Raw genomic sequence first — 22,232 nt, 5'->3', positions numbered from 1 at the left:
GGGGCACTAAGAATGAGGCAATTATAGTGGGATAAGACTCTTAACGTAAACGATAAATAATGATTATACCGTTCACTTCTGATCATTCTGCCGCAATCTATCAATAATGATAGATGTGCAGCAAAAAAGACGCCCCATAGTCATGATTAAATGACTAATAGGACGTCCTCTTTAGAGTGCTGATGAAATTATTAAATGCTATAACTATCTGGAATGAGAGCCTTAACAACGCGTTTTACGATCTCTTTTGCCGCTTCCTCGATCGAAGCACCCGCCTCGATTGGCAAAAAGGCTTGACCGATGATTTCTTGCGCAATAGCTTGGTCGTTGCCGTTCGTAGAACCGGCCGGTACCAACGCCAGAAGTCCGGCATCGTTAAGCAATCGGGCGTAACCCGCGAGTTGCCGCACGGATTCTCCTAAGCTGTTATCAACCAGCATCGTATGGTAACCTCTTGCTACCAACCGTTTCTCGACTTCCTTCGCAAGAGCCGTGTTGTCCGTTTGTCCAGAAAGCCAAATCGTCAATGGCTGCTGTCCTTTTTGCTGGGCGCGAACATCTCTGGTGACTTCCGAATCATTTCGGTCTTCACGGTCGGAGCTTTGAAGAGCTTCTTCAATGACGCCGCAAGCGGAAGTCATATTCGTTACGCGATCGATGAGAATAAACCCGCCGATGCTTTTATTTTTTTCAAACGAATCAAAAACAATACCATCCGATAATGAAATTTCGCATGTTGCCAATTCATTCTTAACCAATTGATCGGCTGTAACCGTATTGCCCGTGTTGATATCGATTTTGTGCTTGATAGCCGTTACCGTACCCGGCAGAATCTTTGTGCCTACCTTCACCAGAACGTCTTTGCCCGGTGTCAGGACCGAATCATCCATCCACAAAATCGTGGAGCTAAAGCCGTCGGCCTCTTGGAGCTGATTGTCCTTGGTGAACACGCAGCCTCTCGATACGTCGACTTCCCGGTCCAATTGGATCGTAACCGGTTGTCCCGCATGAGCCGAATTCCGGTCTTGGTCGGTAACCAAAATCCGTTTCACCTTTGCCTTCTCATGGCTAGGCAGCGTGATCAGTTCATCGCCAACCGCGATGCTGCCGGCTTCAATCTGGCCTTGGAATCCGCGGAACGTATGGTCCGGTCTGCATACGCGCTGGATAGGCATCATAAATGGCTTCACGTCGTCGCTTGCATGAACTTCAACGTTCTCCAAATACGGCAGCAAAGCAAGCCCTTTGTACCAAGGCGTATTAGGCGATTTGGTCGTAATGTTATCCCCTTCCGTTGCGGAAACGGGGATCACTTGAATGCTCTCAAACTGGAATTCCGTCGTGATGCGAGCGAATTCTTCTTTGATCGCATCAAATTTATCCGTATCGAAACCAACCAAATCCATCTTGTTAACCGCCAACACGAGATGTTTAATTCCCATCAGGGCGCAAATCCGGGTATGGCGTTTCGTTTGCGTAATAATTCCTTTGGTTGCGTCCACAAGAATAACGGCCAGATCGGCAAACGATGCGCCTACGGCCATGTTGCGCGTATATTCTTCATGCCCCGGTGTGTCCGCTACGATGAACGAACGGTGGTCCGTCGTAAAATACCGATAAGCCACGTCAATCGTGATCCCTTGCTCGCGTTCCGCAAGCAGCCCGTCAAGAAGCAAGGAATAGTCGATTTTGCCGCCGCGGCTGCCTAGCCTGCTGTCCAGCTCGAGCGCTCTCTCTTGGTCGGCGAACAAAAGTTTTGCCTCATACAGCATATGTCCAATCAGTGTCGATTTGCCGTCATCTACACTTCCGCAAGTTATGAATTTAAGCAAGCTCTTCATCTTAGAAATAGCCCTCCCGTTTGCGTCTTTCCATGCTTCCCGCTTCTTCTTGGTCAATAACCCGCGTTGTCCGTTCGGAGGATACCGCGCCAAGCGTTTCTTCAATAATAGCATCCAGCGTGTCCGCCTCAGACGCGGCACCGCCGGTAAGCGGATAGCAGCCTAATGTCCGGAACCGCATCTTCGCCATTTCAACCTTTTCGCCCGGCTGGAGCTTCATCCGCTCATCGTCCACCATGATCATCTGTCCATCACGGTTAACGACAGGCCGTTCTTTGGCAAAATAGAGGGGCACGATATCAATGTTCTCTCTGCGAATATATTGCCAAATATCTTTTTCCGTCCAGTTGGAAATCGGGAATACGCGGATGCTTTCGCCTTTATTAATTCTGGTGTTGAACAGCTTCCACATTTCCGGCCGCTGATTTTTCGGGTCCCAAGCATGGTTCTTATTGCGGAAGGAGAAAATCCGCTCCTTCGCACGCGACTTTTCCTCATCGCGTCTTCCGCCGCCAAACGCAGCCGTAAATCCGTATTTGTCCAAGCCTTGCTTCAGAGCTTGGGTCTTCATAATATCCGTATACGCGGAACCATGGTCAAACGGGTTGATCCCTTGCTCAATTCCTTCCTGGTTGGAGTGAACAAGCATCTTGATTCCGAGTTCTTCTGCCTTGCGGTCACGGAATTCAGTCATCTCTTTGAACTTCCAGGTTGTATCAATATGCAGGAAAGGAAACGGCGGCTTCTCCGGATAAAAAGCTTTCAGCGCCAGATGCAGCATCACGGAGCTATCCTTGCCGATCGAGTACAGCATCACGGGATTTTCGCATTCCGCCGCTACTTCTCGAATAATATAAATCGCTTCAGCCTCGAGTTGATCCAGATGTGTCGTTGCATCTATGGAATCAAGCATCAAATTGTCCATGAAAAAGTGCCTCCCTTTTTAATCCTTACTAAATCTATAGGCTATAAGGTATACAGTATCAGATTTTCACTTTGTTGCAAAGTGGAAGAAAGTAATTTCTTTTAATTTTTTTTGAAGACAAACCGTATCTTATTCGCTAATTCTCATCTCGATGCCGAGCGCTTCCATCTTATCTACCCATTCTTTGGAACAGCCGGCATCCGTAATCAGCATAGAAATTTCTTCAAGCCTCGATATTCTGGAAAACGTGGACAAGCCAAATTTGGAATGGTCCGCAACAACGATGGACTCTTCCGCTCGCTGCATCATTTTCCGCGAGATGGTCGCTTCAGCTACATGGTAGTCCGTAATGCCGTCTACAAGCGAAATGCCGCCTACCGATATAAACGCTTTGTTCACTTTAAATTGATCCAGCATCTGATCGGTGAGGGAACCCGTTGCCGCTTGGTAATCCGGATTGACTTCCCCGCCCGCAAAAATAATCGTTCCGCGAAACGTTTCCATTGCTAAATTAAGGACCGGTACCGAGTGCGTAATTAAGGTAAGGTTTGATCGATCCCGCAAATAGGGCAGAATCTCAATGGTCGTCGTCCCGGTATCCACCATAATCGTTTCACCGTCTTCAACTAATGACGCCGCCAGCTTGCCTATGGACGCCTTTTCTGTCCTCATCATTTGGGTTCGCTTTAGGAAAGGCGGCTCGACTAGCTCGAATCTCATTTTGACCGCGCCTCCGTACACCTTGCGAAGCTTGCCTTCCTTCTCTAGCCGATCCAAATCACGCCGCACCGTTTCCGTAGAAACGCCGAGAAGCTCGGACAAATGATGCACCTGCACCTTCCCTTCCAATTCCAATTGATTCAGAATCGTCATTCTGCGATCTTCAAATGTTAATGACATCAGGTGCCTCCTGTTTGACTGATTTCATCTAATTGATGTTGATTGGTGTGTTATTTTCATTATTTTAGAATTAGGGTTGCTGGCTGTCAACACGCGAGCCTATTCCTATTGTAACGGGCCATAGCAGGGCCATAACCAGAATTACTGGTTGACAGCTATATTTAGCGGCGCTACAATCTTCATAAATCAACATGATTTTAATATGATTCAACATGATTGGTCATTATAACAAAGCAAACATGGAGGGGTTATTATGCCGCACTCACTCGTTTTTCGCGAGGATCGTACTTTTACGATCGCGCAATTCACGGATTTGCATTGGAAAGATAACGGCGATCTGGATCAGCAGACACGTCGTCTCATGGAAGACGTACTCGATGCCGAACAGCCTGATCTTGTTGTTTTTACAGGTGACGTCATTTATACCGGTGAGGTAGCCCAAGGAGACCTCATTTGCGAGGATCCATTCGGCGCATTACGAGAAGCCGTCCACTCCGCAGAAATTCGCGGGATTCCATGGGCGATCGTGTTTGGCAACCATGATACGGAATCGATCATTACGAGAGAAGAACTCATCCATGCAGTTTTGGAGTATCCTCATACGGTTACCCAGCGAGGCCCGGTAGAAATTAGCGGTGAAGGGAATTACCGATTGTCCATTCAAGATGCCGCAGGGCAAAGTAAATTCAACCTATACTTCTTTGATTCGGGCGCTTATTCACCTGTTCCCCATATTAACGGGTATGATTGGATCCGCAGCGATCAGATTGAGTGGTACAAGAAAGAATCTCTGAAGGTTCGGGGAGCTGCCCCTGAACAGCCGCTGCCGGCACTAGCCTTCTTCCACATCCCGTTCCCGGAATATCAAGAGGTATGGGACACCAAGACCTGTTACGGGAACTTTTTTGAGGCTAGTGTCTCCAGCAGCCAAGTGAACTCTGGCCTATTCGCGGCCATGGTTGAAATGGGAGATATCCTAGGAACCTTTGTTGGTCACGATCATATCAACGATTATTGGGGTGAGCTTCACGGCATTCGTCTATGTTACGGCAGAGCCAGCGGTTATAACACGTATGGAAAAGAGGGCTTTCAACGAGGCGCGAGAATGATTCGGCTCCGAGAAGATGAACGCGGCTTCGAAACATGGCTGCGACTTGCTGACGGCACCGTTATTACCCAGCAGCCGGAACACATTCCCGGTACTTAACTTGGAGATTATAGATTGATTATCGTCGCTACTCTGCTGGTCATCGCTTCTGGCTTGGCGCATGCCATTTGGAGTTTATTTACGAAAAAAAGCCATAACAAAAGCGTCTTCTTATGGTCCATCCTAATGGTAACGACCATCGTCCTTCTTCCTTATTTAATAAGAGAATTATGGCTATATCCTTTATCCTTATCGTCATACGGCCTTCTTCTGTTATCCGCCTGTTTGCAAGTCGCTTATTCGCTCTTATTGGCGCGAACCTACAACATGGGGGATTTATCGCAAATCTATCCGATTATGAGAGGTACCAGTACCTTATTCATCCCGATTATAGGTGTCCTGTTCCTTCGTGAATCCTTATCGGTATACGGTTGGTTGGGACTGCTTGGCATGGTCATTGGTTTCTTTGCTCTAAGCGGTATTTTCACCGGCGTCGCAAGATCAGGTTCAGCTTCCAGAGCGTCCGTTAAACCGTTCTTGATGGCGCTTAGCGTTGGCTTATGCACCACCTGTTACGTCCTTGTCGATAAGCTCAACCTCGAACATATATCAGCGGTTTCTTTACTTGAAGTGACGAATATCGGGTTTGTGGCGGCCCTGACGCCAACCGTTATCGCCTCCAAACAACTTCGCATGGAATGGAGATTAAACAGTAGAATCATTTTGCTTGGAGCGATCCTTAATCCAGGTTCCTATTTATTGTTTCTATTCGCCATGAAGTACGCGCCCGTTGCCCACATCTCCCCTTTACGCGAGATTGGAACGGTATTTGCGACGTTTCTCGGCATTGTCGTCCTTAAGGAAAAGCAGGGCACTTTGCGCATCTTGTGCTCGGTGCTCATTCTATTTGGAATTCTTACGATTAGTTTTTGGGGGTGAATCAGCCTTAAGGAATAGTCCAGTCAGATAAAAATTTAATTGATAAAAAAACCTGCCGATGGAGAGAATTGGTAGGTTTTTTATTTTGCCGGATAAAAAGGAAGCAAAAAAATGGATGAATCCCTCTATATGGATTTTCATCAACAATATTATTTATAACTCTAGTTCTTTTGACATGTTTATTGCGGCATGTTAAAAAAAATGAGTCATAATATGTAAAAATGTCCTTGTGTACCAAAATTACATACATTATAATCCAGCCTAGGAGGTGGAAAGAGTTCCCAAGACCTAAAAATAGTAATAAAGAAGGGGGTGAATGGTATAGGTAATAGTCTTCAGAAAATCACGACATACATAGCCGAAGATGACTATTTAAGATAGGTCTGTGTATTCTAGCTGTGAATGAATAACAATTTCTTGGGAGGTTAATATTTATGAAACGATTTATTTGTGCCGTTTTAATCTTTACTCTCTTACTATCAGCCAACGTTGTATTCGCTAATACTGATCCTGACTGGGGTTCACAATCTCCTAATATCAATGTACCTCCAATCACTTATAACAATACTTGGAAGACGCCTATGGAAGCTGCTGCTTCCGCATGGAACGGTACAGCTACTCTCGTAACGGTCGGTACATTATCATCCTCTAAAAATTCATTAATAGTGTCTAGTTATTCAGATACTTGGTATGGAAATTCATCATCCGCAAACCCAGGGCCGTTTACTATCAAATTAAATTCAAGAACCATTAATAGGGATGCAACTGACTTTGCAAATTTCGTTCAATCCGTTTTGGTCCACGAATATGGTCATGAATTCTGCTTAGATCATACATCACAAACTTCCATCATGAACGATTCGCGTAATCGTAATACTATGAAAGTCCCTCAACCATATGATGTTTCTGAAGTAAACACAGTTTATAACTAAAGAATAAATTTAATAGGGAGGGTTAAATAATGAAACATAAAAAATTTTACATTGTTTTTGCATTCCTTGTTTTGGTAATTGGTACGGTGCTTCTAATAAATAGAAATGACACAAGTGTAAAAAAAGTATCCATCTCTGCAGATTATCCGGAGTATGATAATTTGGATAATCTAATTGATATGGCGGATACAATTATTAAGGGTAAGGTAATTGATTATAAATACAAAGAAATAAGCATAGCCCAAAATCCTCAAACCGATGACGAACGCCTTAATCCTGGCGGCAAAATAGATGATAGTCTTTTGCCGTATACTATTTACACTGTTGAAGTAAAAAAAACCTATAAAGGAAATATCGAGAAAACAGAAACCATTCAAATTAAAGAACCTGGTGGAATTTTTGGTAATACTGAATACATCAACGAGAATAGTGCTAACCTCAATAAAGGAAACAATTATGTTTTCTTCCTTGAGACTTATCCAAACTCTCCTGCTAGTTTGCTGAACCCTATTCAAGCCAGCTATCAATATGATGATAAAGATAATATTATTAATGATAATAACAACCAAAAAATTAAATTTAAAATGAAAGATTTGGATGAGAATCAAAAACTCAAAAAGTAAAATAAAAGGGATGGTAATCATGGACTAAAAGTCTTGATTACCATCCCTTTTATTAAGATAGTGCGTGGTCCACATGTTAATTAAGAATCGTCAGAAGAAAGATACCCAATTCAATCTTACCCTTCCAGCAATCTTGCCGGAAACCGGGACATAAAAACTGTCCCTATTGAAAGATTAATTGCGAGAAGTGATACAATCGTTTTTCCAAACGGGCCAATCATGCCCGCCGCTTTCCTCGTACCAACAATGAGGGATATCGGCTTGTGCCAGACAGGCATGTGTCCGGTCGCTGACATGCTTCAGTTCATCGTCCATCCCGCAAGACAACCACAAAAGCCGAAGCTTGGCTGTTAGATCCGGGTAAGGAGCAGCATTTATTCCAATACGCTGTTTGTCTAATATCTAAAAAAGCAGGACTGATTAGCAATCAGTCCTGTTTCTTTGATTATTTCCGAGTTTCCAATAGGCGGTCCCTGCTCTCGAATTCACGGTAGAAATCATCGCGGATTTCAGATACGGCAAGGTAACATTGTTTTCCATCCAGCAATCTAGCCGGCACTCGCCATACCTCTCCATAATAGAAGCTGTCAGCGACCAATTGTCCGTCGGCATAGAGCTGCGCGCCATCACCGTAATAATCGATATTTACAAACCCATCAGAGCCGTTAACCGTCAGCTTTAGCCATGTGATGGCTCTCTCTCCGCCAATGTGAAGCTCCGCTGTGTACTTTGGATCAAATGGAGGCTGTTCCGCTTGTTCGAAAACGATAGCCGGTTCTGTATATGGCTGTTTGATAGACTTCAATTCGAATCCTTCTCCATTCCAGCACCAATATCGGAAGTCGCCATCTGCCACGGAGTGAATGGAGCCATCCGCATGGTACAGGTCGCAGCCGTCACCAAGGTAGAGTTCTCCTTCCAACCTGCGCAAATATTGCGCTTGCTCCCATGTGAGCGTAACAACAGCAGCACCATTGATCTTGAAGGAAGAATCGATTCCAGCCTTAGGCGTAACCTTCTGGCCATCGGTGAATTGATATTCCGCTACAATTCCTGGAATTTCCATGAAGAAATACGTATCTCCCTGTCTGCACAGCGGCTGCGCAGTAGCGTAACGGAGAAAATGGCCGGACAAGTCCATGTTGAAAGGCAGGAAAAAGCTAACGTCCCCCACCACATCTATCGACGGGAACTTCACGATGCCTGTATCTATTACGACATCACGAATATCTTCAAGCTTCGAAAGCCGCTGATAATGGTTCACGAATACATAACCGCTGTTACCGTCCGTACGCATCGCATATCGCAGAGACTTCGCGTCATCCCTCTTCACGATATGGTCGGCCTCTACTCTAATCATTGGCGCGAACGACGCATCAAAATCTTGAATGAACAGATGAAGCAGATTCAGCAGCCTGTATTGCTCCCGCACCTCGCCATACTCCGATAATGCCGTTTGAAAATCATACGACAGTATCGGATAATCATTGGGATAGTCCGTCGCCTTCGATTCCTGGAACGTGGACAGCTTCCCGATCTTGTTCGTTCCGCCATGATACATGTAATAACCAACGAGGTTATTGCCATCGCCAAGCTTAACGAGCGATATCGCGTAAATATCCATACCGCTGACAATTGATCTGCGGTGATGCGTCACTTGCAAGCCGCCGCCCAATTCGCATGTTGCGAACGGATAACGTTCATAAGGCAGCTGCCATCCGTCATGTTGTTCGAACTTTTGCGGAAGCAGATCCGCTCCGATCCCCGTATCGTTGCGCATGCCCGTGAAGAAATAGTGAGGAGATGGCGGAAGTGGATTCAAATGGTTATCCCACGGGGCATCGCAGTAGCCGCCGAATACAGGAACCACTTCGTCAAGCGGAATCTTAGCGCCTGCAGCAGCGTTCCATCCCGTTACGGTATAGAGGGGCGCAATCATACCTGATTCAATCGCCATTTGTTTCAACGTGCGCAGATGTTCCGCATCATCCGTCAGCTCATTCTCCACTTGGACAGCAATGATATTGCCGCCGTCTTTATAGAAGAGTCCCTGCACTTGTACGGCAATCTTACCGTAGAGGATACGTACCTTCTCCAAATATTCCGGATTATTCTCGCGTAGCTTGAATGGTTTCTTCAAAAGCCAATCCGGATATCCGCCGTTCCTGCATTCGCCATGCGCCCATGGACCAATTCGGATAACAACGTCCAATCCAGCCCGCTTGCATTCCAGGATAAAGGCACGCAAGTCATTGTCGCCGGAGAAATCGAATTCGCTCTCCACTTCCTCGTGATAAATCCAGAAAACATACGTAGATACAAGCGTAATGCCTCCTGCCTTCATTTTGCAGAGCTCTTCATACCAGTACTTTCTGTCATATCGGGAAAAATGAAATTCGCCCATTACCGCTATCCACGGCTGCCCGCCGCGCGTGAAATATAAGCTAGTCACGTCAATCTTCTCGCCTGCGGGATTCTCCCCGCCAAGATTCAGATGATTCTCGAGAATCGTTGGCTGTTGGAATGGTTTGAATGTATACATATTGCGTCACCCTCTCTTCAAGTGGACAACTCCTCTTGTCTTGCCAACATTGTAGCTTAAGAGATGGCTAAGTCGTTAGGACTGCCTAGTGAGAAAATAGCACAAAATGAACATTTATGATCCATAGAGAAAATCGTATAATAGTGAGCGTAAAAAGGATACTAGGAGGCTCTGCCATGTTGCCTGCTTTACCGTTTCGGCTATTCCATAATACAGATGAGATGGAGCTACCATTATCACTATATAGCTGTGGTTTGCATCCCCAGCACGCGATACATCGTCCAATTGGATATCCAACTTTCCAATGCATTTTTTGTTTCGGAGGATCGGGCACTTTCTATTTCGAACGCGAACCGGAATTGAGAATAGGCAGAGGGAATATATTGATCCTGCCCAGCAAGCTTGCCCATGATTACAGTCCCTATGGGACGGAACCTTGGATCGTCGGTTATATGGGACTCGAAGGAGCTTTGGTCGAATCACTCATTAGCGCACTGCAGCTGCCGGTATTATCAACCATAGTAGTAAATGAACATGAGATGGAACAACTAGAATTAGATCTTCGACAGCTATGGCATAGGAGAGAGTATGGAGATAGCGATTCCCATCGTTTTGCGTCTACTGAAATCTATCGTATATTAGCGTACATTGCTGCCATTATTCATAAAGACAAGCCGCAGCAGCATTACCGGAACAATGCTAGCGTGAAGGAACTGCTTAGAGCGGCTGTACGGTTTATGGAGCAGCACTACATGGAAAACTTAAGTCTAGCGAATATCGCAAACACCGTCGGCTATTCGCAGCAGCATTTTCAACGCAAATTTAAAGAAGCCTACGGGATGAACCCTAGCCAATATTTGCAGCGGCTTCGATTACTGAAGGGCGCGCAGCTATTAGAGACAGGCCCGGAACTATCTGTAGGCGATGTAGCCGCGATGGTTGGCATGGAGTTCAACTACTTCGTCCGGTTATTTAAACAAGAGCATGGCATTACGCCTGCGAAATATCGATTCAACGTGCGGCAAATTTCGAACGAGAAGCCATCCATTTAGTAATTACAAACGAAATACCTACTGAGTTCCGCAGTCCCAACTTGTCACGTCATACTCCGTCATACTCTCGAGTCTCGATCGACCGTCTGGACAGGCATTAGATCAAGGTTAAGGCATTCACACCTCTATCCGGCTCATAAAAGGAGATCGAGATGCACATAATTATTTCCTCATTAGAAACAATGATGCTTACTCCATTGGATCATCTGAACTTCCATCCGCCGGTTCCCCATTTTGGACATTGAGGAGTTCCATTTCAATAAAATCAGTGTCATCAAGAATCAGTTCAGAAAATGCGGTGAATTTAATTTGTTGAGGGCGCAGCTCCCGAATATAACTTTCACCCGTATACCAATTCGACTTATCCAATAGCATGGATAATTCTTTAAGCTGCTCATCACACTGCTGTATAAGCTTCTTGCAATCCAAAAAAATCTCAAGCAAGGATTCATTCGAGACTTTTCGATCAGTCATAGTTATCTCCTGTTCTTCTAGAATTAGAGGGACCATCCATATATAACGATTTCTCCATTATCATGAACAATACATGATTAAAACGAGTATGATCAATCTAGAGATTGTTGACACTCTGTATAGTTTTGTTTAACCAATTAACGTTGTTAACAACAAGCAGCTTAACTTTTATTACGAAAGTAACTGTCCTGGGCAGCCGTATTTTTCTGTCTGCTTTTTACATAATTCTGGGTACGATCACCAATACTAGAGTTTAGGTGATGGAAAATGCTTGTAAATCGCAGCAAGACGCAGCGAATGCATATTGTTGAGCAACTGGGGCACGCATTGGATTTTCACATTCAGCCCCTTCAAATACGCGGAATCCCGTTGGAAATGATCGCTTTGACGAGTCTGGTGGATGTTGGAGCAACCGCTCGTCGTCTATCGGAAGCCGGACGAGAACACGCATCGGATTGGGAGGAGCTTCTCGGAGCGCTTGGCGCGGAAGCAACGCAAGAGGATCTTGTTAAGGGCCTTCTTGAAGGGCGAACTCTCATTCTGCAGCCTGAAGGAACAGGCGCAGCCTGGGTGCAATCGGAAGTGCAGCAGCTGAATCGCCCGGTCGGCACGACGAACAATCAGAACATTCTGGTCTCATCGCAAACCGGTTTCATAGAAGACCTGACGACCAATATCGGTCTAATCCGGAATGAGCTTCGTTCCCCGGATTTAAAGCTGGCGAATATCGACATCGGTTCACGCGAGAAGAGAAGAATTCTCGTGCTTTCATTGACCAACGCGGCGGATCCGGCATTCGTAACCGATATTGAGAAAGCGCTGCAAGAGCATGCCAACACGCCATTCGCTTCGCTTCAGCAAGTTTCCCGATGGCTGCGCAGTACGCCAAGATGGAGTCCCCTCCCATCGTTCGTCAAGACGGAGTCGCCGCACGAGGTCGCTTTTTTCCTGAAAAAAGGCCGGATTGTACTGCTTGTCGAGGGCTATCCGGAAGCCATTGTCATTCCCGTTGAGCTACCTGACCTGTTTATCGCGGATACTGACCGCGATTATACGCCAGTTACCGCGTTCATGATCATTGCGTTTCGTATTCTTGGCGCGCTTATCGCCATCTTCGCGCCAGCGACTTATGTTGCTCTCATATCGGTGAATCCGGACGTCATGAAAATCGAGCTTATCTATTCCATCGCGCAGAGCCGAGTTGGCGTTCCTTATCCTTCCTTAACGGAAGCGCTCATACTGCTTTTCATTATTGAGATGTTGTTCGAAGCGCTCGTACGGTTGCCGAAGAGCATCGGTCCGGCGATGACCATGGTCGGCGGCATTATACTCGGACAAGCCGTAGTCGAAGCGAACCTCGTAAGCAGTCTGTTGATTATTATCATCGCTGCTTCTACCATCGCCAATTTCACCGTTATTGGGTATCACTTTACTCTCGTCATCCGGTTATGGCGTTATATCATGCTATTGTTTGCTTCGATATTTGGTCCGCTCGGCATCGTATGCGGATTCTATCTAATGCTCTCGCTCGTCAGCTCGGCTACGCTAATGCGGCATCCCATGATTCCATTCAAGCCCGTTACGAAAAAGGAGTGAACATAATGAGCCGTGGAATCAGTGTCGCGACCTTCTTTCTTGTGCTACAGTTCGGATTGTTAATATTCGTGTTCCCTCAAAGCATCATTCAATCTGAGCCCAGCGGACATTGGATGGTCATCATCATCGGATGGCTGATTCAAGGCTTCATGCTGCGTCTGTTCATTGGAGGCTTGCGCACCGAGAAGACAAGTCTGCTTACCAAGCTCCAGCAGTCCGGATTATGGCTTCGCTTAGGCTTGGTTTGGCCTTACATATTAAGCAACATGGTAGCCATCGGGGTTATGATCCGCGGACATGCCCAAATTCTCAGCATCCTTTATTTGCCGCAGACTCCGTTATGGGTATTGTTAGTTCTGCTGATCGTAACCGCGTTAAGCATATCTTACGCCGAGCGCGATTCGCTTCTGCGGCTTTCACTCGTGATTGGCGCCTTCGGGCTCCCCCTTTTGTCTTTTACTATCATTTCCGCCATAAATTACGCGAATCTCGACATGATTTTTCCAATCAAGCCAACATTCGACTTCATGGACGAACCGCGCATTCTGCCGGCGTTCTCGATATTCGTCAATGTCTTCGGCCTGATCGGTTTTTTCGGGCCCTATGCAGAATCCGAAAAGCGCTGGCTATGGGGGGCATGGGTCGTTTCGCTCTTCTTTTTCCTGATGAACGTCTATCTTCCGCTCAGCGCATTTGGCCAAGAAGTCGCGGACAATCTCCGATTCCCCATGATCGTGCTTCTGGACACGGTTCGAGTAAATTGGTTTTTCTTCGACCGGCTGTCCCTGTTCTACATCATGGCCACCATGTTCAGCACGTTGATTAATATCAGCGGTCTGCTATGGGTGACAAGGCAGCTTGCCCATCATTCTTCCTTCGTCCCAAGACTAATTACAAATCCGTTAATCGTCGGATCGTTTGCGATAGTCTTTGCCTATTTCGTTCCCAGCTTGGAAGATTTAGAACGATTATTGCTCTCCGGTGGGCCGCTGCGTTTCTTCTTACTGTTCATCCTGGCGCTTGCAAGCGTCTATTACCGCAATCGGGCAAAGATCGGAGGACAACCACGTGCGTAAGCGAGTGCGAACAGGGATATGTCTCCTTGCCGCCTGGCTCGGCTGCGCATTAATGACAACAGGATGCTGGGATTATCATGATATCAATCACCGTACCGTACCGGTAATAATGGGCGTTTCCAAAGGGCAGGAGAAGAGGTATAAAGTTTCGCTGCAGATCCCGATTCCAGCAGAACGGAAGCTGAACGTCAAAGTCGTCTCTCGGGAAGCCTCTACGATTAGCGAGGGCATCGACAACATTCGTACCGATGTCGAGAATTACATCGATTTACTTAGCATACAGCTTATAGTCGTCAGCCAAGAGCTCGCCCGGGAAGGACTGCAAGACGCATTGACTAATGCGATTCGAGCTACGGCGTTTCCCCCTAAGACATTGCTTGCCGTAACAGACAGCGACATGGAAGAATTGTTGAGCAATACGAAGAAGGCCATTACGAGCGACATCACGACCTTTTACAAATTCGCGAACAAACGCGCCGGATGGACGCCCAAAACGGCAAAGGCCAACTTAATGGAGTCCTTCTCTTCGACGCAATCCTATACGCAGGACATCCTGCTCCCGATCATAAAGCCGGGCCGTGAGACGGTGCTCGAGTTCGATGGATCCGCCATACTGAAGAAAGGGAAAATGATCGGCCGGCTGAGCGATAATGAGACGCTGGTCGTGAACGTGATCACCAACCGCTTTTATGGCGCAGACGTCGAAGTTCTGGAAAGCGCGAGCCTTACCATTCGATCGGCCCATATGCACTGGAGTAGTAGGGTGACGGAGAACGGTCCGGAATTGGTTGGCAAGCTCAACTTGCAGACAAGCCTTTCGGAATCGAGAATCGAAAAACCTAAAAGCGAACATATATCCGATCTCGAAAAGTTATTCTTGAAAGAGTTGGAGCAAGTCACGAACAAGCTGATTCAAACCGGTGCTGATCCTTTGGGGCTAGGCAATCATTTCCGCAGCAAAATCCCATTCGAGAAACTTGCACAGTGGCGAAGCGATTATTATCCGGAATTAAAGGTCCGCTATCTCGTTGATGTCAAGATTAATAACCTAGGCAGCCTTGTCCAAGCGGAATAACCTCAAAAAAAGACGACCTTCCATCTCGGATGTCGTCTTTTTTCAAGTTCTTTCTTCCGTGCTTTTTTGATATTGTTTTTTCACTGAAAGCCCCAGTTGGTCATAACGATTAAGTAACTCATCAAGTTCCTTAGACTTTTGGATAACAACTTCAGACTGCATGCCGAACCGATCACTTAGCGTATGCATTTCTTTGCGCTTGCGTTCAATAGCTCCACGAATTCGAGCAAGTCTATTTTCTCGCATGACGTTATCCCCTATCAAAGGTTATCCTCTACTCCAAGTCTGCTCGTCCTCCAATAGGCCGTCTTCCGGCAGTCCCCTCCGTCATACCACGCTCGACATTGCTCGTGTTCTATTCAAGCTTCAACTCAACAATCAACAAATATAGCACCTATAGACTGCTGTCCTAATGACTTTGTACGGCAAACAGCATCTTTCTCACTTTCATTTCCACATCAATTAAGGAAAATGGTTTAAACATATACGCATCTGCGCCAAGTTCCAATCCCCTATTTACATCCTCTTCGCTGCTCCTTCCGGAAAGGAGCATGATTTGTGTTTTGGCAGCACGTGTACCTTCCATTCTCAATCTTTCGAGCACTTCGAATCCGCTCATCCCCGGCATAATGCAATCCAATATACAAAAATCCGGTTGCTGCTCGACTAGGATCCGATAAGCCGTTTCTCCGTCTTGCGCTTCAAGCAGCTTGTAGGGCTCTTTCCTGAATTGATCGGAAATCATCGTACGGAGCATTCGGTCATCGTCAGCAACCAATATCGTCTTTGACTCCACGGCTTGAAGCTTCAGGTCAGCCAGATTGTTCCTCGCCATGTCGTAAGATGTTCGGAGAACACGATTCCGCCCGTTGCGCTTCGCTTTGTACAACGCATAATCCGCGACTTGGAACCAGCTCTGAACGGACTTGCCTGATTTCCAGGACGCGACGCCTGCCGAGAAAGTAATATAATGGTCAAAACTATCGTGCTTCGCAATCGGCTCTCTTCGGACGCGTTGCAAGATGCGGTTCATGATTCTTTCCGCTTCAATTCCGGTAATACCCGGCAATATGACACCAAACTCTTCACCGCCAACGCGCGCTAGTATATCGGTGTTCCGCAGGCAGCTTTGCAGCAAGTGACCGAATTTCTGCAGAACGAAATCGCCTGCTGGATGACCATGCCGATCGTTGATCGCTTTAAAGTAATCAATATCAATGACGACCAGCGTTAACGGCTCATTGTATCTCTCTGCACGATTCACTTCTACTTGAAGCTGCAGGTCGAAATACCGCCGATTATGAATGCCGGTTAACGGATCATTAAACGCCAGGAGCGCAAACTCCATATGGCGCAGCAGCATCCGTTTGATCCGCGCGCTCAGATCTTCAAAGCGGAATGGTTTGGTGACGAAATCGTCAGCCCCCATATGAAAGCATCTAACGACATCCTTCATATCATTGCGGCCGGACAACACAAGCATGGGAAGCCATTTGATCATTGGATCTTCTTTCAGCACCTCGAATATTTCGTATCCGCTCTGCGGATGCATCATCAGATCAAGCGTAATTAACTGATAGTCATTCTCTCTCAGCAACTTGATTGCATCTTCCACGTTCGAGGCTTCATCTACGTTATAACCTTCCAGCCTAAGCTTGCGCGCCAAATAAGATCGCAACACACGGTCATCATCCACAACCAGCAATCTGCTGCCTAAGAGTTGAGAGGGCAGGGCTTCCTTGAGTGGTGCTTGCTGTTGTTCCAACAGAAGTTCCTTGCTGTTGATTTCAAATTCCATTTCAAGCTCATGTAAAAGAGGACGGCTGGCCAGGTAGCAATCCTGAAACAGATTTTGAACCTCGTCTCCTGCTAAGCCATTCGTTTCGTAGCTCCATTCCCAGCATTCGGCGAATAGGGCAGCTACTCGTCCCATGCGACTCATCCCTAGAATCGGGGCAGTTCCTTTGATTGTATGGCCAATACGGTACCATTCTCTAGCCTGTTCGATGAGTATATCAGAGCCGATTTTGTTTATAGGGTCATTCAAAACGTCTAGTTGCTTCCTCAATTCGTCGAGATACTTTTGTCTGCTTTCAAACTCCAAACTCAAGCTAGCTTTCTCGTAATCATCAGTATCATACTCATCCAAGTGGTTCTCCTCATTTCTCCCATGTTGTCAAAGTCACAAATTACTAAATCGCGGATCGACCGTAAGCGGTTCGTAATCTAATTTAAGAAGAAAATTGTTTTTGCAACGTTTTGGAAAGCTCCTTCATACGAAGTAACTCTCTATTAATTTGATGAGAAGCATTCGATTGGGCTTCTGTAATACTGTACAGATCTTGCACGGAAGCCACGCTTTCTTCGGTGACCGCGGATATGTTAGTCATTTCATTAGAAATCACTTGGGACCGCAGTTCAATATGTCTTACAGATTCATTAAGATCTATGACAATATCAATCATCTCGGTAATGGCCTGGTTCATTTGTCCTAAACTGGATACCGACGCTTCCGCAAGTTCTACTGTGTATGTTGTGGCTTGTCTTCCCGCTTCAATCCTGGTTAAAGATTCTTCGCTTTCCTCTTGAATATTCGTTAGAATTTCCTTTATTTCATATGTAGCTTTGTTACTTTGCTCAGCTAACTTCCGGATCTCACTGGCAACGACCGCAAACCCCCTGCCATGCTCCCCGGCTCGGGCCGCTTCTATAGAAGCATTTAAAGATAAAATGCCCGTTTGGTTAGCTATGGATTGAATCGTAGTTATAATATCCTCTACTTGGTGAGAAGACTGATATAAATTTTGCATGGCGTCCGTCGTTTGGTAAATCGCATCGGATACGATTCTAACTTGCTCGAACAAAGGTTCAATATTGTTTTGGTTGTTATGCATCGTTGTGGCTGTTGTAGCTGCCGTTGCTTGCAAAACAGAAAAGGATTTAGAATTTTGCTCAATCAATTTATTAATACTGTGCAGGTTAGTTTCCATATTGTTAAGTGATTCGCTTTGAACTTCAAGACCTGTTGACACTTCTCTAAAGCTTGCCAGCATGTCCGTGTTAGCAACAATGTTATTTTCAGATTTCTCTGAAATAATTACGGATGCTTTTTCTAATTCTTGAGAATGTTGTTGCACCGTTTCGAGAAGCGTTTCAGCTTCTTTTTGTTTAACCGCTTTTTCCATTTCTATAACGTTCATAATTCTTTTCTTGGATATAACCTGGAGGATTGTTGCACTTGACGTCAGAATCAGAAACAAAGCGTGGACGAGAAGCATTAGGAAGGGGTATTCGCTAATCCCAAAGATTAATTTAGGCGCTATGAAAAATCCTAAAATATGCTGTACTGCGAAAATGCCAGTCATAAGAACAATTAACCTTATATCCTCATAATAAGCTACTATTGCAAGCACCATAAATATAGAAAAATGCAGCTCTATCCCCCCTCCCCCACCAGAAATAATAGAGATACTAGAGAAGGTAAGAGCTATTACATTAAACATTGGTATTAAGGATTGATCTGTTTGTTTACGATAAAGAAAATAGGCTGCCCCCAAGAAAACCACGGGAATAATTAAAAAAATGTTCAGCGCTAATGAATAGTTTTGGCCGATATCATGATTGGTTGCCATACTCTCCATCGACATCATGTGTCCCATGTTGTCCATAAAACTAAATTTTCTGTACAATACATGAATGATAAAGCTGAGTGCTATCGTGCCCAATGATATCTGCAACATGAACCTATTTTTCTTTCCTACCATTTCATAAGCCTCCTATTAAGGTGAATTATAAATCAATGTTGGCAAAATCTTGTTCAAGAATGCGGAAAATTCTATGTGTTGCACATTCTTCTTTTTGTTGTATAATTAAATTAATTATTCAATAAGTTAAATATAATGTTATTAATACAAAATAATGTTATAAAAACGATTTGTTCGATCTGTTTTGATCAGTCATAATCCATTATTAACTCCTGTAACTCTAAGATTAAGGGAATCGTCCTCCTAACGATTTCTCCAGTTCATGAACATTATATTATTAAAATGAATTTGATCAATCTAGAGATTATTAACACGGTGTTTAGTTTTATTTAACCACTTGAGGTAAGGAGACCCCATGAATTCAGATCAGATCCGTTACATTCTACAAGTAGCCGCAGAAAAATCCATACGGAAAGCAGCAGATAAACTGCATATCACTGCCTCAGCCATTAGCCAATCCATTCAATCCTTAGAAAGTGAACTAGGAATAACCATATTTGAGCGAACTAGCAAAGGAACTATTCCAACATTTGAAGGTGAAATCGTACTAACAAAATTATTTGAACTAAACGCTAAATATATAGAATTACACGAAGATATTAATCGCGCAAAAAACGAAAATTTATTGAAATTAAGAATATCTTATTCGAATACGTTTGGACATATCATTAAACAAGCGTTAGTTTCTTTCAAAAAGGAATTCAAAGATGTCCAAATAGAGCTCTTAGAGAAATTACCTCAGCAGATCTGCGAAGAAATTGCGACCAACAGCATCGATCTGGCTTTAATTGTTGAAGAAAAAGAATTACTGAATCGGAATCTTGATATTGAAACGCTATATACAAGCCATTTTTGTATTTGCGTTGGCAAAGATTCTCGGTTTCGAAATAAAGAATATTTAACATCGAAGGATCTAAGAAACGATCCCATTATTATTCTCGACTCCATCTCTCACAAAGAAATGATCAAAAGAGCCAATCTAGACGGGAATTCAATCTATGTAACGTTGACCGTTGTGGAACCAATGGGAGAGTTTATGATGAACTCGAATGCCTTTACAATGATAGACAATTTCACGTTGAAGGGCCATGATCACATTGTTAACGGAACTCTAATTCAAATTCCGTTTAAAGATCCAGATTATCTTTATAGAGATATATGGGCCGTTCATTGCAATCCGAATTTAACCAGCTATACCAGGGAATTCTCCAAACATTTACGAGCTCAATTGGATTAACCATTTAAAATGGCGTTCACTCTCCATGAGTGCACGCCATTTTTTAACTTCAGTACTTTATTTATTTAAAGCAACAATGTTATTTTTAGACCAACATTGGTAATGGTATTAATGGTTAATCTGTTTATTGACGATAAAGCAAATGAGGTGACCCCATGAATTCCGAACAGATCCGTTACATTTTACAAGTAGCCACAGAACAATCCATACGAAAAGCAGCTGATAAATTGCATATAACTGCTTCAGCCATTAGCCAATCCATTCAATCCATAGAAAATGAACTGGGAATAACTATATTCGAGCGAACAAGCAAAGGAACCATTCCAACAGTTGAAGGACAAATCGTACTAGCCAAACTTTTAGAAATGAAAGCTAAATATATAGAATTATACGAAGATATTAATCGCGCAAAAAATGGGGATTGTACAAAATTGAAAATATCGTACACTTCTGCGTTTGGACATATCATTAAACAAGCGTTAGTTTCTTTCAAAAAAGAATTTAAAGATATTCAGATAGAGCTCCTGGAGAAAATGCCTCAGCAGATTTGCGAAGAAATTACAAACCATAGCATTGATCTTGCTTTTATTGGTGAAGAGCATAAATTATTGAATCGGAATTTAGATATTGAAACGCTATATACAAGCTATTTCTGCATTTGCGTTGGCAAAGAGTCCCGTTTTCGAAGTAAAGATTATTTAACATCGAAGGATTTAAGAAACGAATCCATCATTGTTCTCGATTCTACCGCTCATAAAGAAATGATCAAAAGAACAAATCTAGATGGCAATTCGGTCTATGTAACGTTGACCAGTACCGAACCGTTTTGTGAGCTTATATTGAAAGGAAATGCCTTTACGATTTTGGACAACTTTACAACAACAGGTCATGAAGACATGGTTAATGGAACTTTAATTACAATTCCATTTAAAGATCCCGATTATTTTTATAGAGATATTTGGGCCGTTCATTGCAATACGGATCTATCCAGCTATACCAAGGAATTTTCCAAACATTTACGAGCTCAATTTGATTTATAGAACCAAAAAAATGCACCTCTAAGAATTTCATCGGATAAACCTGGAGTTTCATCCAATGTCATTCTAAGAAGTGCACTTTACTTGATACAATAGAAAATAAGAAGCAATCCGACCGTTTTTTTATTCTTGACCTGGTTGTGGCGATGGTGTAGGATGTGCCTTTATATATTCAAGTACATTGTAGATTTGTTCTGCTGCCTCTGCACGAGTAATATCAGATTTAGGATGGAAATTCCCTTGTTCATCTAGTTTCACTACGTTATAAGCAAGCGCGCGTTGGATAGATCCATCATAATCAATGGTTATATCCGAGCTATCGTTAATCGCGATAGGAGCAAGTTTAAGCTTTGGAAGATTGCTGTGCGTTTCAATCGTGCTAATTAGCAGGTGAGTGAATTCTTCACGCGTCCATTTCTTATTAGGATCAAGATCCGCTGGCAGTTCGACTCCATTAACACTTGCTGTAATTAAGGCATTTGCATACCACGCATCGTTGTCAGCGTTTTTGAAATAATCTGTCGCTTTAGGTTCTACAAGGAATCTTACTAAATCTAGATTCAGATTCGCCGCATTGACAATAAGCTTTATACCTTGTGCCGCAGTGATGGTGTCATTAGGGGCAAATGAATCGTCTGAAATACCATGAACTATACCTTGTTCTTGTAAAGCAATAATTTTATCCTTTGCAGCAATATTCGTTAGATCAGAAAAAGGATTCGTAGCAGCATAGCTTGGAACTGCAAAAGTTAAGGATAATGCGGTAATCGTGGAAAGAATAATCATTTTTGTTTTTGTTTTTGTTTTCATTTCTTTCACCTCGTAGAATTTTTGACTTTAGATTCAAGCATTATAATTCTTGTTTGTCCTTACATTAGTAATACAATCGAAGAGCCTATTATTTTTCACTCTACAAAAATATTTTCTATTTTTGAAAACCCAACTAAAGATATTCCATTAGAATATCGGAACCATTACCTTCCTATTATTAAAACTTCACAATAATCCGATTCACTTCTTCGCCTTATAAAACTCATCTCATCGAGAATGTCGAGGTTGCGGTAGATCTTGC

At 44.1% G+C, this 22,232-nt stretch carries 19 protein-coding genes; 10 read left to right on the top strand and 9 right to left on the bottom strand.

The genetic code is table 11. From position 1 onward, the window contains the following. Positions 1-191: 191 nt before the first annotated feature. The 3 genes from QQK89_RS04865 to QQK89_RS04855 all read right to left on the bottom strand — a co-directional run bounded on the left by QQK89_RS04865 (position 192) and on the right by QQK89_RS04855 (position 3,666). A complete protein-coding gene (locus tag QQK89_RS04865) occupies positions 192-1,841 on the bottom strand; it encodes a GTP-binding protein (protein WP_284237339.1) in 1,650 nt (549 codons plus the stop codon). A gap of 1 nt (position 1,842) precedes the next feature. After that, positions 1,843-2,766: a sulfate adenylyltransferase subunit CysD gene (gene cysD, locus QQK89_RS04860; protein WP_284237338.1), complete on the bottom strand. Its 924-nt coding sequence runs from the start codon at positions 2,764-2,766 to the stop codon at positions 1,843-1,845. Positions 2,767-2,895: 129 nt separating this feature from the next. After that, positions 2,896-3,666: a DeoR/GlpR family DNA-binding transcription regulator gene (locus QQK89_RS04855; RefSeq protein ID WP_284237337.1), complete on the bottom strand. Its 771-nt coding sequence runs from the start codon at positions 3,664-3,666 to the stop codon at positions 2,896-2,898. A 253-nt stretch (positions 3,667-3,919) separates the two neighbouring features. Between QQK89_RS04855 and QQK89_RS04850 the strand changes: the two genes are divergently transcribed. The 4 genes from QQK89_RS04850 to QQK89_RS04835 all read left to right on the top strand — a co-directional run bounded on the left by QQK89_RS04850 (position 3,920) and on the right by QQK89_RS04835 (position 7,307). Continuing rightward, on the top strand, positions 3,920-4,873 hold the full coding sequence (locus tag QQK89_RS04850; RefSeq protein WP_284237336.1) for a metallophosphoesterase family protein: 954 nt from the start codon (positions 3,920-3,922) through the stop codon (positions 4,871-4,873). A 15-nt stretch (positions 4,874-4,888) separates the two neighbouring features. Further along, on the top strand, positions 4,889-5,752 hold the full coding sequence (locus tag QQK89_RS04845) for a DMT family transporter (RefSeq protein ID WP_284237335.1): 864 nt from the start codon (positions 4,889-4,891) through the stop codon (positions 5,750-5,752). 434 nt (positions 5,753-6,186) lie between these two features. Beyond that, entirely contained in the window at positions 6,187-6,684 is a 498-nt protein-coding gene (locus tag QQK89_RS04840) for a hypothetical protein (RefSeq protein ID WP_284237333.1), read from the top strand. 29 nt (positions 6,685-6,713) lie between these two features. Beyond that, positions 6,714-7,307: a hypothetical protein gene (locus tag QQK89_RS04835; protein WP_284237332.1), complete on the top strand. Its 594-nt coding sequence runs from the start codon at positions 6,714-6,716 to the stop codon at positions 7,305-7,307. A 445-nt stretch (positions 7,308-7,752) separates the two neighbouring features. Here QQK89_RS04835 and QQK89_RS04830 read toward each other — a convergent pair whose 3' ends face one another. Then, the gene (locus QQK89_RS04830; protein WP_284237331.1) at positions 7,753-9,849 is read right to left on the bottom strand and encodes a beta-galactosidase; all 2,097 of its coding nucleotides are present in this window, start codon (positions 9,847-9,849) and stop codon (positions 7,753-7,755) included. A gap of 116 nt (positions 9,850-9,965) precedes the next feature. Between QQK89_RS04830 and QQK89_RS04825 the strand changes: the two genes are divergently transcribed. Further along, the gene (locus QQK89_RS04825; protein ID WP_349816709.1) at positions 9,966-10,901 is read left to right on the top strand and encodes an AraC family transcriptional regulator; all 936 of its coding nucleotides are present in this window, start codon (positions 9,966-9,968) and stop codon (positions 10,899-10,901) included. A gap of 189 nt (positions 10,902-11,090) precedes the next feature. Here QQK89_RS04825 and QQK89_RS04820 read toward each other — a convergent pair whose 3' ends face one another. Beyond that, entirely contained in the window at positions 11,091-11,375 is a 285-nt protein-coding gene (locus QQK89_RS04820; RefSeq protein ID WP_284237329.1) for a hypothetical protein, read from the bottom strand. Positions 11,376-11,642: 267 nt separating this feature from the next. Here QQK89_RS04820 and QQK89_RS04815 point away from each other — a divergent pair, with 267 nt between their 5' ends. Genes QQK89_RS04815 through QQK89_RS04805 form a run of 3 tightly spaced genes read left to right on the top strand, consistent with a single transcriptional unit; the run spans position 11,643 to position 15,122 of the window. After that, positions 11,643-12,971 carry a spore germination protein gene (locus tag QQK89_RS04815; protein ID WP_284237328.1) on the top strand — a complete coding sequence of 443 codons (1,329 nt, stop codon included), beginning with the start codon at positions 11,643-11,645 and terminating at the stop codon, positions 12,969-12,971. 5 nt (positions 12,972-12,976) lie between these two features. Continuing rightward, positions 12,977-14,047 (top strand): GerAB/ArcD/ProY family transporter, encoded by a 1,071-nt coding sequence (locus QQK89_RS04810; protein WP_284237327.1) that lies wholly within the window; start codon positions 12,977-12,979, stop codon positions 14,045-14,047. After that, positions 14,040-15,122 carry a Ger(x)C family spore germination protein gene (locus tag QQK89_RS04805; RefSeq protein WP_284237326.1) on the top strand — a complete coding sequence of 361 codons (1,083 nt, stop codon included), beginning with the start codon at positions 14,040-14,042 and terminating at the stop codon, positions 15,120-15,122. Before QQK89_RS04810 ends, QQK89_RS04805 begins: the two co-directional genes overlap by 8 nt. 42 nt (positions 15,123-15,164) lie before the next feature. Here the strand turns inward: QQK89_RS04805 and QQK89_RS04800 are convergent, their stop codons facing one another. The 3 genes from QQK89_RS04800 to QQK89_RS04790 form a co-directional block, all read right to left on the bottom strand. After that, a complete protein-coding gene (locus tag QQK89_RS04800; RefSeq protein ID WP_284237325.1) occupies positions 15,165-15,368 on the bottom strand; it encodes an aspartyl-phosphate phosphatase Spo0E family protein in 204 nt (67 codons plus the stop codon). Positions 15,369-15,531: 163 nt separating this feature from the next. Beyond that, entirely contained in the window at positions 15,532-17,271 is a 1,740-nt protein-coding gene (locus QQK89_RS04795; RefSeq protein WP_284237324.1) for a response regulator, read from the bottom strand. A gap of 82 nt (positions 17,272-17,353) precedes the next feature. After that, positions 17,354-18,886 carry a methyl-accepting chemotaxis protein gene (locus QQK89_RS04790; protein WP_284237323.1) on the bottom strand — a complete coding sequence of 511 codons (1,533 nt, stop codon included), beginning with the start codon at positions 18,884-18,886 and terminating at the stop codon, positions 17,354-17,356. 355 nt (positions 18,887-19,241) lie between these two features. On the opposite strand from QQK89_RS04790, the gene QQK89_RS04785 reads away from it, so the two are divergent. Both QQK89_RS04785 and QQK89_RS04780 read left to right on the top strand, forming a co-directional pair. Next, on the top strand, positions 19,242-20,123 hold the full coding sequence (locus QQK89_RS04785; protein WP_284237322.1) for a LysR family transcriptional regulator: 882 nt from the start codon (positions 19,242-19,244) through the stop codon (positions 20,121-20,123). A gap of 155 nt (positions 20,124-20,278) precedes the next feature. Further along, entirely contained in the window at positions 20,279-21,163 is an 885-nt protein-coding gene (locus QQK89_RS04780) for a LysR family transcriptional regulator (protein WP_284237321.1), read from the top strand. A gap of 120 nt (positions 21,164-21,283) precedes the next feature. On the opposite strand, the gene QQK89_RS04775 is transcribed toward QQK89_RS04780, so the two are convergent. Then, complete coding sequence (locus QQK89_RS04775; RefSeq protein WP_284237320.1) at positions 21,284-21,970, bottom strand: S-layer homology domain-containing protein; 687 nt, start codon at positions 21,968-21,970, stop codon at positions 21,284-21,286. Positions 21,971-22,232 lie beyond the last annotated feature (262 nt).

It is taken from the genome of Paenibacillus glycanilyticus, from assembly GCF_030161375.1.
Lineage (GTDB): Bacteria > Bacillota > Bacilli > Paenibacillales > Paenibacillaceae > Pristimantibacillus > Pristimantibacillus glycanilyticus_B.
This window is presented reverse-complemented; position numbering and strand designations above follow the sequence as displayed.